13 protein-coding genes and 1 pseudogene are annotated in these 12,768 nt (G+C 62.0%); 6 read left to right on the forward strand and 8 right to left on the reverse strand.

Annotated features, from left to right (window positions below; all coding sequences use genetic code 11):
• Positions 1–3: 3 nt before the first annotated feature.
• The 3 genes from E2K80_RS13470 to E2K80_RS13480 all read right to left on the reverse strand — a co-directional run bounded on the left by E2K80_RS13470 (position 4) and on the right by E2K80_RS13480 (position 2,115).
• Entirely contained in the window at positions 4–1,134 is a 1,131-nt protein-coding gene (locus tag E2K80_RS13470; RefSeq protein WP_135375471.1) for an aminotransferase class V-fold PLP-dependent enzyme, read from the reverse strand.
• A gap of 70 nt (positions 1,135–1,204) precedes the next feature.
• A complete protein-coding gene (locus tag E2K80_RS13475; protein WP_135375472.1) occupies positions 1,205–1,663 on the reverse strand; it encodes an Lrp/AsnC family transcriptional regulator in 459 nt (152 codons plus the stop codon).
• Positions 1,660–2,115, reverse strand: a complete 456-nt coding sequence (locus E2K80_RS13480; RefSeq protein WP_135375473.1) for an Lrp/AsnC family transcriptional regulator — start codon at positions 2,113–2,115, stop codon at positions 1,660–1,662. The genes E2K80_RS13475 and E2K80_RS13480 overlap by 4 nt, the downstream gene beginning before the upstream one ends.
• Before the next feature lie 101 nt (positions 2,116–2,216).
• Here E2K80_RS13480 and ilvC point away from each other — a divergent pair, with 101 nt between their 5' ends.
• Entirely contained in the window at positions 2,217–3,275 is a 1,059-nt protein-coding gene (gene ilvC, locus E2K80_RS13485) for a ketol-acid reductoisomerase (protein WP_274379270.1), read from the forward strand.
• A 35-nt stretch (positions 3,276–3,310) separates the two neighbouring features.
• On the opposite strand, the gene E2K80_RS13490 is transcribed toward ilvC, so the two are convergent.
• A complete protein-coding gene (locus tag E2K80_RS13490) occupies positions 3,311–4,009 on the reverse strand; it encodes an ArsR/SmtB family transcription factor (RefSeq protein WP_135375475.1) in 699 nt (232 codons plus the stop codon).
• A 124-nt stretch (positions 4,010–4,133) separates the two neighbouring features.
• On the opposite strand from E2K80_RS13490, the gene E2K80_RS13495 reads away from it, so the two are divergent.
• Genes E2K80_RS13495 through E2K80_RS13505 form a run of 3 tightly spaced genes read left to right on the forward strand, consistent with a single transcriptional unit; the run spans position 4,134 to position 5,727 of the window.
• Positions 4,134–4,451 (forward strand): NIPSNAP family protein, encoded by a 318-nt coding sequence (locus tag E2K80_RS13495; protein ID WP_135375476.1) that lies wholly within the window; start codon positions 4,134–4,136, stop codon positions 4,449–4,451.
• Complete coding sequence (locus E2K80_RS13500; RefSeq protein ID WP_135375477.1) at positions 4,448–4,816, forward strand: antibiotic biosynthesis monooxygenase family protein; 369 nt, start codon at positions 4,448–4,450, stop codon at positions 4,814–4,816. Before E2K80_RS13495 ends, E2K80_RS13500 begins: the two co-directional genes overlap by 4 nt.
• Positions 4,813–5,727 (forward strand): DMT family transporter, encoded by a 915-nt coding sequence (locus E2K80_RS13505; RefSeq protein ID WP_135375478.1) that lies wholly within the window; start codon positions 4,813–4,815, stop codon positions 5,725–5,727. The genes E2K80_RS13500 and E2K80_RS13505 overlap by 4 nt, the downstream gene beginning before the upstream one ends.
• A 141-nt stretch (positions 5,728–5,868) precedes the next feature.
• Here the strand turns inward: E2K80_RS13505 and E2K80_RS13510 are convergent, their stop codons facing one another.
• From E2K80_RS13510 to E2K80_RS13525, 4 genes and pseudogenes are all read right to left on the reverse strand, one after another.
• On the reverse strand, positions 5,869–6,330 hold the full coding sequence (locus tag E2K80_RS13510; RefSeq protein WP_135375479.1) for a CAP domain-containing protein: 462 nt from the start codon (positions 6,328–6,330) through the stop codon (positions 5,869–5,871).
• Positions 6,331–6,519: 189 nt separating this feature from the next.
• On the reverse strand, positions 6,520–7,854 hold the full coding sequence (locus tag E2K80_RS13515) for an 8-oxoguanine deaminase (protein WP_135375480.1): 1,335 nt from the start codon (positions 7,852–7,854) through the stop codon (positions 6,520–6,522).
• Positions 7,851–8,662: pseudogene (gene hisN / locus E2K80_RS13520) on the reverse strand (histidinol-phosphatase). The gene E2K80_RS13515 and the pseudogene hisN overlap by 4 nt, the downstream one beginning before the upstream one ends.
• Positions 8,663–8,737: 75 nt before the next feature.
• Positions 8,738–9,106, reverse strand: coding sequence for a helix-turn-helix domain-containing protein (locus E2K80_RS13525; RefSeq protein ID WP_135375481.1), 369 nt, complete (start codon positions 9,104–9,106; stop codon positions 8,738–8,740).
• A 294-nt stretch (positions 9,107–9,400) separates the two neighbouring features.
• Between E2K80_RS13525 and E2K80_RS13530 the strand changes: the two genes are divergently transcribed.
• Positions 9,401–10,360, forward strand: a complete 960-nt coding sequence (locus E2K80_RS13530) for an NADPH:quinone oxidoreductase family protein (protein WP_135376626.1) — start codon at positions 9,401–9,403, stop codon at positions 10,358–10,360.
• 147 nt (positions 10,361–10,507) lie between these two features.
• A complete protein-coding gene (locus E2K80_RS13535) occupies positions 10,508–12,673 on the forward strand; it encodes a Hint domain-containing protein (protein ID WP_168193195.1) in 2,166 nt (721 codons plus the stop codon).
• Positions 12,674–12,768 lie beyond the last annotated feature (95 nt).

The raw sequence follows: 12,768 nt of genomic DNA on the forward strand, positions 1-12,768 counted from the left end.
GTCTCAGGCAAACACCTGATCCAGCACCGTTTCCAGCCGGGTCACTGCGCCATCCACATCATACAGCTTGTCCAGCCCGAACAACCCAAGCCGGAAGGTCATGAACCCTTCGGGCTCACCCACCTGCAGGGGCACACCTGCGGCAATCTGCATGCCAAGGGCTGCGAATTTACGGCCATTCTGGATATCCGGGTCATCGGTATAGCTGACCACCACACCGGGGGCGCCCACCCCTTCCACCGCGACCGAACGGATGCCTTTGGCCGCCAGCATGTCACGCACCGCATGGCCAAGGGCCCATTGGTTTTCCTTCAGCGTCTCAAACCCATAGGTTTTGGTTTCCTGCATGGTGTCGCGGAACCCGCGCAGCGCATCGGTGGGCATGGTTGCGTGATAGGCATGGCCGCCGCCCTCATAGGCCAGCATGATCTTGTGCCATGTCTTCAGATCCATCGCAAAGCTGTTTGATGCCACCCCGTCCATCCGCGCCACGGCCCGGTCAGACAGCATCACCATCCCCGCCGAGGGGGAGGAGGACCAGCCCTTTTGCGGCGCCGAGATCAGCACATCGACACCAGTGGCCTTCATATCGACCCAGATACAGCCGGAGGCGATACAATCCAGCACCATCAGCGCCCCGACCTCATGGGCCGCCGCGGCCAGCGCGGTGACATAGGCATCAGGCAGGATGATCCCCGATGAGGTTTCCACATGGGGCGCGAAAACGATATCCGGCTTTTCTGCCCGGATGCGCGCGGTGACCTCTTCAATCGGCGCGGGCGCATAGGGGGAGACAGGCGCATTGCCTGCCGCCTGCGCCTTCATCACGGTGACCGCACCGGCGAACCCGCCGGCATCAAGGATCTGCGACCAGCGAAATGAAAACCAGCCATTGCGCAGCACCAGCACATCGGCGCCCTGCGCAAACTGCCGGGCCACGGCCTCCATCGCATAGGTGCCGCCCCCGGGGATCAGGGCCACCGCATCGGCCCCGTAGACCTCTTTCAGCATGCCGCTGATATCGGTCATCACGGTCTGAAAGCTCTGGCTCATATGGTTGAGCGCCCGGTCGGTGAAGACCACGGAATATTCCAGCAACCCGTCCGGGTCGATATGATCGAGAAGTGCAGCCATGAGATATGCTCCCTGATTTTGCCCCATGGGTAACGGGGCCGGGGGATGGTGGCAACGCCCCCTCCGGGGGCTACCCCAACGGACCCGGGCGGCGTTCTTCGCTGAGCAGCACATTGGCCTCTACATTCCCCACCCCGGGCAACGTCATGATCCGGCGGCGCAGGACCCGTTCAAAATCACTTAGATCGCGGGCGGTGACGCGCAGGCGGTAATCATAGAGGCCCAGCACATGCTGCACCGCCTGCACCTCGGGGATGGCGGTCACCGCGCGCTCGAAATCCTCCAGACTGACCCGGCCCTTGGTGGCCAGTTTCACCCCCAGAAACACCGTGACACCAAAGCCCAGTTTTTCCGTATCCAGATCAAGGCGGCGGGTTTTCAGAACCCCTGCCTCGGTCAGCCGCCTGACCCGGCGCCAGGCCGCGGGCTGCGACAGGCCAAACCGGCGGCCCAACGCGCTGGCCTTCAGCGTGGCATCGCCTTGCAGGGCGCGCAGGATCGCGCGGTCGGTGGCATCAAGGTCGATCACAGGGGCAAGGCCTCCCCGTCCTTGATCGTGGCCACATGCATCAATGCCTCGATATCGGCGATATGCGGCAGGGTCAGAATCCGGCTGCGATAAATCTCCTGATAGTGGGGCATGGCGCGGGCGATGACGGTCAGGCGCACATCCACACGGCCCAGAAAGGTCTGGATCTCGGTCACTTCGGGAACCTCGCGGGCGGCAGCGATAAATTCGTCAAAGGCGCGCGGGTTGGTCTTGTCCAGCGTGACGCGCAGACTGACCTCAACCGCGAAACCAAGCGCCGGCCAGTTGATCACAGCCTGCTGGCCGCGCAAAATGCCCTGTTCGCGCAGCCGGTCAAGACGCTTGTAGCAACTCGCCAAGGGCACGCCCGCAGCCTCGGCCAGCCGGGTCATGGATTGCCCGGGATCGGCCTGCAGATGGCGCAGGAGTCGCCTGTCACTGTCGGTAATCATATGTATTTGTCTGATAATTGATAATACGAGAATGATTTTCTCTCATATCTGGGAATTTATTCCAAGCCTCATACATTCATCATCAGATCGGCCTCTAGGGTCTGCGTCAGAGAGACAGACACACGAGGAGACAAACCATGCGCGTTTATTATGATCGCGATTGCGATATCAACCTGATCAAAGACAAGAAAGTGGCGATTCTGGGCTATGGCAGCCAGGGCCATGCCCATGCGCTGAACCTGCGCGACAGCGGCGCGAAAAATGTGGTTGTGGCCCTGCGCGACGGCTCCGCCTCGGCGGCGAAAGCCGAAGGGGAGGGCCTGACCGTCATGGGCATCGCCGAGGCCGCCGCCTGGTGCGATCTGATCATGTTCACCATGCCCGATGAATTGCAGGCCGAGACCTACAGGAAATACGTCCATGACAATCTGCGCGAGGGGGCCGCGATTGCCTTTGCCCATGGTCTGAACGTGCATTTCGGCCTGATTGAACCGAAACCGGGTGTCGATGTCATCATGATGGCGCCCAAGGGGCCGGGCCACACGGTGCGCGGCGAATACACCAAGGGCGGCGGCGTGCCCTGTTTGGTGGCGGTTGACAATGACGCCTCGGGCAAGGCGCTGGAACTTGGTCTCAGCTATTGTTCGGCCATCGGCGGCGGACGGTCCGGCATTATCGAGACCAATTTCCGCGAGGAATGCGAAACCGACCTGTTCGGTGAGCAGGCAGTGCTTTGCGGCGGTCTGGTGGAACTGATCCGCATGGGTTTCGAGACGCTGGTCGAAGCCGGGTATGAGCCTGAAATGGCCTATTTCGAATGCCTGCACGAGGTGAAGCTGATCGTCGATCTGATCTATGAGGGCGGCATCGCCAACATGAATTATTCGATCTCGAACACCGCCGAATACGGCGAATATGTCTCTGGCCCGCGGATTTTGCCCTATGAAGAGACCAAGGCGCGGATGAAGGCGGTTCTCAGCGACATCCAGACCGGTAAATTCGTGCGCGATTTCATGGTTGAAAACGCTGTCGGGCAACCCTCGTTCAAGGCCACCCGGCGGCTGAATGACGAACATCAGATCGAACAGGTGGGGGAGACCCTGCGCGGGATGATGCCGTGGATCTCGGCCGGTAAAATGGTCGACAAGGCCAAGAACTGAGGCTGCGGCCTTAACGCACCCGATATGGCCCCGGCCTATGTGCCGGGGCCATTTACTCGGGGAAAGGCGGTGTCGAAGGCCCGCTTTCCGGGGGGTGTGAACAGCACCGCCCGGCTTTGCCGGTCGCGCCGCGCCCATCCCCGCCCCTCGATCTGTGCCCACAGGGCGCGCCCAAGCGACCCCGCCAGATGTGTGCGCCGCTCGGACCAGTCCAGACATTCCCGGCACAGCGGGCTTCGTCCGGTTTGCAGACGCGCCAGGTCCACTCCGAAACCGGTGATGAAATCCGCCCCTGGCCCGGTCAGGGACAAATGGCCATCCGTCAGGTCAATCAGGCCCCGCGCAGTCAGGCTTTCGAACAGTTGAATGCCGCGCCGACCCGCCAGATGGTTGTAGCAAATCCGCGCCTCGCGCAGGGCATCATCGCGCGGGCCGGTTCGGGTGCGGGGCCGGGCAAGACCCGCCGACAGGCCCATCAACCCTTCCAGCACCCCGGCCACATCCTGATGGGCCAGTGCGAAATACTTGTGCCGCCCCTGTTTGCGCGGGGAAAGCAACCCACCCTCGACCAGCTTTGCCAGATGGGTGGAGGCGGTTTGTGCCGTCACACCGGCCTCTGCCGCCAGTTCCGAGGCTGTCAGCGCGCGGCCATCCATCAACGCGGTCAGGATATTGGCGCGCGCGGGATCACCGATCAGGGTCGCGACAGAGGCGATATCCGGGCCTTCTTTCATAATCTGATCCTTCTTTCATATGCGTCACCCTACAGGATCACAAACGCGAATGCTTCGATCATGGTCGAAGCATCAGCAGGAGCAAAGCGGTTAGGACAGGTGTGAAGCGAACAGGAGACCCCAAATGCTCACATGTGTCATCCGCTACCATATCGACCCGGCGAAAAAGGCCCAATTCACTGAATATGCCCGCAACTGGGGTCAGGCGATCCCGCGCGCGGGGGCCGATCTGATCGGGTATTTTGCGCCGCATGAAGGGTCAAGCACTCTGGCATATGGCATCTATAATATTGAGAATCTTGCAGAATATGAGGCTTATCGCGCCCGTCTGGCCGCCGACCCTCTGGGACAGCAGACCTATGCCTTCGCGCAGGCAGAGCGGTTCCTGCTGCGCGAGGACCGGTGCTTTCTGAAGCGGGTCGATCAGGCGGGCGAGACATGATTGCCGTCATCTTTGAGGTTTGGCCGAAAGACGGGCACCACCAGGCCTATCTGGACCATGCCACCGCCCTGCGCCCGTATCTGGACACTCTGCCGGGCTTTCAATCCATCGAACGGTTTGAAAGCCTGACCACGCCGGGCAAGCTTTTGTCGCTCTCGTTTTTTGAGGATGAAACGGCGATTGCCGCCTGGCGGGCGCTGCCCGATCATCGGGCGGCGCAAACCGCCGGGCGCAGCACTCATTTCGCCGATTACCGCTTGCGCATTGCAGGTGTTCGCCGCAACTACACGATGATGGACCGGCGTGACGTGCCCGATGACAGCCGCGCCTTTCACGCCTGCCCTATCCACGGAAGACCCGCATGACATCCCCCACCCCCGACCGTCCCGGCGCATTGAACTGGGCCTTGATCCTGGGCCTTGGCGTCATCTGGGGCACGGCTTTCATGGGCGTCTCCACCGCGTTGGAGGGCTATGGCGTCTGGACCGTGACAGCCGGGCGCACCGTTTTAGGGGGCCTTGCGCTGATGCTGACGGGCGCTGCGATGGGTCAGGGGCTGACCGGGATCAGGGGTGCCCGTGCCTGGGGCTTTACCGTGCTGATCGGCATTCTTGCCGTTGCGATGCCCTTTTCCCTGCTCAGCTGGGGGTTAAGCCATGTGTCTTCGGCCTTTGCGGGTGTGGCCATGGGGGCGGTGCCCTTGCTGGTTCTGCCGCTTGTCGCCCTGTTCTCCCCCGAGGAAGGGATTGGGCCAAGGCGGATCATGGGCGTCGCTTTGGGATTTGCAGGGCTGGTTCTGCTGGTCGGCGATGGCGCCTTTGACAGCACCGGGCGCGATGCGGAATGGCTGGGCCGGCTGGCCTGTGTCGGGGCGGCGGGCTGTTATGCCATCGGCTCTGTCCTGACCCGGCGCGCACCGGCGATGCCGCCGGTCTCTTTCGCCACGGCCACCTTGCTGGTCGCCGCTGCCGTGATGCTGCCGATCGCCCTGCTGATCGACGGTGTGCCCACGGATTTCCCGGCGCGCCCCACCCTGTCGCTGCTTTATGTGGCGCTGCTGCCCACCGGGCTTGCGGCGATCATTCGGATCCGGGTGATCACCACGGCGGGATCGCTGTTCATGAGCATGGTCAGCTATATGGTGCCGGTCTGGGCGGTGATCTTTGGCATCACCCTGATGGGGGAGACATTGCCGCCAACCCTGTTCTGGGCGCTTGGCGTCATCCTTGCGGGCATTCTGCTCAGCCAGTGGCGCAACCTGTTCGGTCCGCGTTAGCAGGGCCAGACCAAAGTTCTGCACCACATATGGATTGCGCAGAGGGCATCGCCCGTCCCGTTGGGGCGGCTCAGACGCTGCCCGGCGGTGCCGCCGGGCGCAAGAATGATGTAGGGCGGTGCAGAATTTCAGTCCGGGGCTCTAGCAGGACCGTGCCAGCACCAGAACCCAGACATCCCCGGCATTGGCAAAGCCGAATTGCGTGGCATTGGCGTTGACCATATTGGCCCGGTGACCGGGCGAATTGGCCCAACTGGCAACGGCGCTGCGCGTATCGGGCTGGCCACGCGCCACATTCTCGGCGGCGAAACAGGCGGTATAGCTGCTGCGGTTGATACGATCAGACAGGGTGGAGCCGTCACTGCCCACATGGCCGATCCCGCCGGTGACCTGCAAATCATCCGCATGGGCCTGGGCCGCGGCCTGCAAGGCCGGGCTGTGCACCAGGGGCCGGATGATACCCGTCCCCGCGCGCTGCACGGAAATCAGCGTATTGGCCTGGGCGATCATCCCGGTTGAGGACAACGGAACCCGATCAGTCCCCGGCGGAAGCGCACAGGCCGCAAGGGCCAATATCAGCAAAAGGGCGGTACTGCGGATCATCGGCCTGCCTCATGACGTCCTATTCAAAGCTTTGCGCCAGAAGATGCGACAGTTGTGCAGGTTCCGCAAGCACAGGTTCACGGTCACCCCTTTCATGCAAGGATCGGCTGATATTCACATATCCGGGGGTATGTGCTGTGACGCCCGATAGAGGCGCATATCTGGTCTTTCAGGATCAGTTTGCGCATCTCAGTCCGCCAACGCCCGGGCAAGGCCGCGCTGACGGTCCAGCAACCGGGGCAAGTCCAGCGTGGTGATCTGCCCGTCCGCGACAATCCGGCGGCCCTCAACCAGCAGATCGCGGACACGCACAGGGCCCGCCAACAACAGCGCAGCCCGGTCCCAGCTTCCGGCGGTCTCCACCCCGCCCATATCCCAGATCGCGATATCGGCGCGAAACCCCGGCGCGATCTGGCCGCAATCCGCACGGCCCAGCACCTCGGCCCCGCCGCGTGTGGCAAGGCGCAACGCGTCCCGCGCGCTCATCGCATCGGCGCCGTTTGCGACCCGTTGCAGCAGCATCGCCATCCGTGCCTCGGCCACCAGATTGCCACTGTCATTAGAGGCAGACCCGTCCACGCCCAGCCCCACGGGGACACCCGCATCGCGCATCGCCCGGACAGGCGCGACGCCTGATCCAAGGCGGCAATTGGAACAGGGGCAATGCGCCACACCGGTCCGGCTGCGCGCGAACAGGTCAATCTCAGCCCCATCCAGCTTCACGCAATGGGCATGCCAGACATCCTCGCCCGTCCAACCCAGATTTTCGGCATACTGGCCGGGCCGACAGCCGAAATTCTCCAGGGAATAGGCGATATCCTCGTCATTTTCGGCCAGATGTGTGTGCAGCATCACCCCTTTGTCACGGGCCAGAAGCGCGGTATCGCGCATCAACTCACGACTGACGGAAAAGGGCGAACAGGGCGCCAGACCAACCCGGCACATGGACCCTTCTGCCGGGTCATGAAACGCATCCACAACCCGGATCATATCGGTCAGAATCGCGCTCTCCGTCTCGACCAGACCATCGGGGGGCAGACCACCTGCGCTTTCCCCGATCGACATCGCGCCCCGGGTCGGATGAAACCGCAGCCCGATCTCGCTGGCTGCCGCAATCGTATCTTCCAGCCGCGCCCCGTTCGGGTAAAGATAAAGATGATCCGAGGACAATGTGCAGCCCGACAGTGCCAGTTCCGCCAGACCGGTCAGGGCCGAGACCTGCATATGTTCCGGCGTGAAACGCGCCCAGATCGGATAAAGCCTTTGCAGCCAGCCGAACAGCAGCGCATCCTGCGCGCCGGGAACTGCACGGGTCAGGGTCTGGAACAGGTGATGATGGGTGTTGACCAGACCCGGCGTCACCAGACATCCACCGCAGTCGATACATTCGCAATCGCTGGCAAGCCCCTGACCGATGGCTTTGATCTGACCATCTTCTACAAGGATATCCACCGCGCTCAGCTCAGTCCCCGCATCATCCATGGTCAGCAGAAGTTCGGCGTTTTGCAGCAGCAACCGCGTCACGCAGGGGCCTGTTGCAACAACGCCAATGCGGCACCGTGCAATGCCGGGTTTGCCGCGGCCAGTATCCGGCCGCCATGCTGCGCGGGACCACCCTGCCAATTGGTGACCACACCGCCCGCAGCCTCGATCACCGCCATGGGCGCGGCAATGTCATAGGGGTGCAGCCCTGCCTCGATCACCAGATCGACATGACCGGCGGCCAGCAGCGCATAGGCGTAACAATCCATGCCATAGCGGGTCAGACGCACCTGGTCGCGTACCGCCTCGAAACCGCGCCGTTCTGCCGTGCTGCCGATCTCGGGGAAGGTGGAAAACAGCATGGCATCTTCAAGCCTGTCCGTGCCGCGGGTGTGCAGCGGCGCGCGGCCCTGCGGCCCGATGACCGAGGCCTGACCAAACCCGCCTTCGAAACGCTCACCGATATAGGGCTGGTCGATCAGCCCATAGATCGGCCCCGCTTCCGCCTGTAGCCCGATCAGCACGCCCCATGTGGGGGTGCCCGCAATGAACCCCCGCGTGCCGTCAATCGGGTCCAGCGCCCATGTCAGGCCGGACCGCGAAGGCAGGTCGGCCTCTTCCTCCCCATGATCCCGTCATCGGGGCGGCGTTTTGCCAGAATGGCGCGCATCGCGGCCTCACCCGCGCGGTCTGCCCGGGTCACCGGGTCAAACCCGCCTGCCTGCTTGTTTTCGGTCACCAGATCGCCTGCGCGGAAATAGGGCAGGATCGCCGCGCGCGCCGCATCGGCCAGTTCTGCGGCCACGTCACGCAATTCAGCAATTGGAAAAGAAGGGTCTGCGGGCAGCATCTGGGGCACCTTGATATATGTATGGATTGAACAGGTGCCGGGGTGACACATCAGGCGCCCGGCGGTCAACCACGCTCAACCCGGCTCTGACAGGACCCGGGCCAGATCGAACAGCCGCCGACGCTGATTTTCCGGGATGGCATAGTAGGAACGGATCAGTTCCAGCGCCTCTTTATCTGCCAGAATATCGGCGGGCATATCCAGCGGGGCGATGCCCGCTTCTGCCTCTTCAAGGCTGTCGAAGAAATAGCTAACAGGGACGCAAAGCGATGTGGCGATGTCCCATAGGCGCGAGGCGCTGACCCGGTTCATGCCGGTCTCATATTTCTGGATCTGCTGGAACTTGATCCCCACTTTTTCGGCCAGTTGCTGTTGCGTCATGCCCACCATCCAGCGGCGGTGTCGAATACGTTTGCCAACATGGATATCAACCGGATGTTTCACATAATCCTCCTGATCTGTTCAAACCGCGCTTTTGCCGTCGCGGCGCGTCACGTTCCGTTCCCATGCGGCAAAGAACATGTTTTGCCATGTCATCAACCTCTGCCAGAGGAGGGAAACCAGCATCAGCGTATTCTGCCTAAACGTGTCTCACAATGATCTGGATCAACCTTTGGAGAGAACAGTCGCATCGCGGAATACGCGTTTAAACGCCCGCGTCAGACAGGGAATTCAGGTTCAATATGAACCGCAAACGCGCTAGCCTTGGCCCCTGCCCCCCGGATCGGAGCCACAGATATGCGCGCCTATCGCGTCACCGCCCATGACAGCCCGCCACGTCTGACCGAAATCGCCGCGCCCACAGCGGCACCCGGTGAGGTTCTGATCGAGATCGCCGCCTGCGGGCTGAACTTTGCCGATCTTCTGATGATCAAGGGCCAGTATCAGGAGACACCGCCCCCGCCCTTCACTCTGGGGCTGGAGGTTGCAGGCACGGTACGGGATCTGGGCGAGGGCGTGACAGGGCCCGCGATTGGCAGCCGTGTCGCGGTCTTTGCCGGTCAGGGCGGGCTGGCCGATTACGGATGTTTTCCGGCAGACCGCTGTATCACGATCCCCGACGCGATGCCGTTTGACCATGCGGCCGGGTTTCTGATTGCCTATGGCACCTCCCATCTGGCGCTGGCCCATCGGGCCCGGCTGCAACCGGGGGAACGGTTGCTGGTGCTTGGGGCCGCAGGCGGGGTTGGCCTGACTGCGGTGGAAATCGGCGCGCGGATGGGGGCAGAGGTGATTGCCTGCGCGCGCGGGGCTGCGAAGCTGGCCGTGGCGAAAGCCGCAGGGGCGGCCCATGTGATCGACAGCGACAGCAGCGATATCCGCGCCGAGGTCAGGACGCTTGGCGGGGCCGATGTGGTCTATGACGCCGTTGGCGGCGCACAGTTCACCGCCGCGATGCGGGCCACCAACCCCGAAGGGCGCATTCTGGTGATCGGTTTTGCCAGTGGTGACCTCCCCCAGATCCCGGCCAATCATCTGCTGGTCAAGAATATCTCGGTGATCGGCCATTACTGGGGCGGCTATATGGGCTTTGCCCCCCAAACCCTGACCGGCAGCCTTGAAACTCTGTTTGGCTGGTATCGCAAAGGCGGGCTCAGGCCGCATATCGGAGCCACCTACAAGCTGGATCAGGCGGCAGAGGCGCTGGCCCTGCTCAAGGCCCGTAAATCCACCGGCAAGATTGTCGTCACGCCCTGATCCACAATGTTGCCCCGGCCACAGGCATCCGCGCCTTGGAAACGCCGCCGACCCAGCAAAATCCCGCCGCAAGACCTCGTTACCCATTTCGCAAGGCCCGCAGCAAGCCCGGGCATAGATGCATCCCCGACAAGAGGAAAAGCAACATTGCCAAGCGGGTATCTGGTCAATCTGGGAACGAATAATTCGCTGGATGCCCTCGACAGCATTTCCGGCGCCTATACCTCGTTCACCACCGCCACAAACATCGGCGTCGGTGAGTGGATGTGGTCCGGCACCGATGACGGTGACACCTATACCAACCAACAGGAATCGGGCACCTTCTATGAGGCCACCGATGGCAATGTCTATTTCGTTCCCGACGAGGGCGAAATCAGCGCCCTGACCGAAGCCAGCGTAATCTCGGCACCGGCTTTCGTTCAGGATGACGGGGTCGTCGAAGGCAGCGATGGCGATGACCTGATTGATGCCTCTTATACCGATGCCGATGGAACCCAGGCGGGAAGCACGATCGATACAATCAAGGCCGGCGATGGGGATGACACGGTCTATGCGCGCGGCAGGCCCGATACGGTTTATGGCGATGGCGGTGCTGATAATCTCAGAGGCGGTGGCGGCGCTGATCTGATCTATGGCGGCAGTGACGGGGTGCCTGCGGCAACCTCCGAGGCCCTTGTCTGGGATGATATCACCGCCGATGAAGCCGATATCTCTGCCGGGTTCACCTATTCCACCGGCAAAATCGACGTCACGCTCAGCTTTGCCGATGACGGCGATAACGACCCGGAATTCGAGATTGAATCCACCAGCGACATCTATACCGCCAGCGGTGAGCCCTTTGGCGAAAATTCCAGCCTGCGTCTGGCGGGGGATGGCAGCGGGGCAACCTCGACCACGGTGATTGATTTTTCGGCCGATGACCGTGGCTATACCGGCGAGGTCGAAAACGTCCAGTTCCGCATCAATGACATCGATTCCGGGTCCGGCCAGCATCAGGACGAGGTCACGGTCAACGCGTTCGACGTCGATGGCAACCCGGTCACGGTCAGTTTCACGCCCGGGGGTGGTGATACGGTTCTGGGCAACACGATCACCGCCGACAATTCATCGGATTCAGCCGATGATCTGGAAGGCTCGGTTCTGATCGAAATCGCTGGCCCGGTGAGCCAGATCGAGATCATTTATGTCAATCAGGGCGATGACAATCAGGCGATCTGGGTCAGCGACATCCATTTCGACAGCATCCCGTCCGTGGATGGGGATGACACGATCATCGGCGGGGGTGGGAGCGACACCCTTTTTGGTGAGGATGGCGATGACCGGATTTCCGGCGGCAATCAAGGTGACAGTATTGATGGCGGCGCCGGTGACGACACGATGCTGGGTGGTCGCGGTGACGATACCCTTCTGGGCGGCGAAGGCGATGATAGCCTGGAAGGCAACCGGGACGATGATCTCCTGCAAGGCGGCGCGGGCGACGACACAATCATCGTGGCCGAAGGCGACACCGCCACCGGCGGCGATGGCGACGATCTGTTCGTGCTCACCGATCTGGGCGAAGGCGGCGCACAGGATATCACCATCACCGGGGGCGAGGGGGATGAAACCGGCGGCGATACGCTTGATCTGAACGAGGTTGCCACGCTCAATTCGGTGGTGATCACCAATTCAGATGACGCATCCGGCGGGCTTGAGGGCTATGCAACCCTGCTGGACGGCTCAACGATTTTCTTCGATGAGATCGAGAATATCATCTGCTTCACCCCGGGCACCCGCATTCTGACCCCTGCGGGTGACCGTGCGATTGAAACCCTCAGCATTGGCGATCCGGTGGTGACCCGGGATGACGGGGTACAGCCGATCCGCTGGATCGGCAGCCGGATGGTTCCGGGCATCGGTAAATTCGCCCCGATCCTCATCAAACCGGGCGGGGTTCCGGGTATGAACCGGCCACTGCTTGTCTCACCTCAGCACCGGATGCTGATTGAGGGCTATCAGGCCGAAATGACCTTCGGCGAAGAGGAGATTCTGGTCGCCGCCAGACATCTGATTGACGGGCAGAAAGTGATGCAGAAGAACTGTGGCTTTGTCACCTATATCCACATGATGTTCGACCGTCATCAGATCGTTTATGCCGAAGGTGCAGCCACCGAAAGCTTCCATCTGGGCGATCAGGGGCTGGACGCGTTAAGCGCAAAAAGCCGCGATGACCTGTTCCGCAATTTCCCCCATCTGCGCGCCGATCCGAATATCTATGGCCCAACCGCAAGACGCTGCGCCAGAGCCCATGAGGCGCAGTTGCTGCTTGCCTGAGCATCATCATGGACAGAAAAGAACCCCCGGGCGGATACTCCGCACCGGGGGTTTTGACCTTCATGCAATTTCCTGGGCTTAGGGTCAGGACCCTA

Source organism: Rhodophyticola sp. CCM32 (assembly GCF_004751985.1).
Lineage (GTDB): Bacteria > Pseudomonadota > Alphaproteobacteria > Rhodobacterales > Rhodobacteraceae > Rhodophyticola.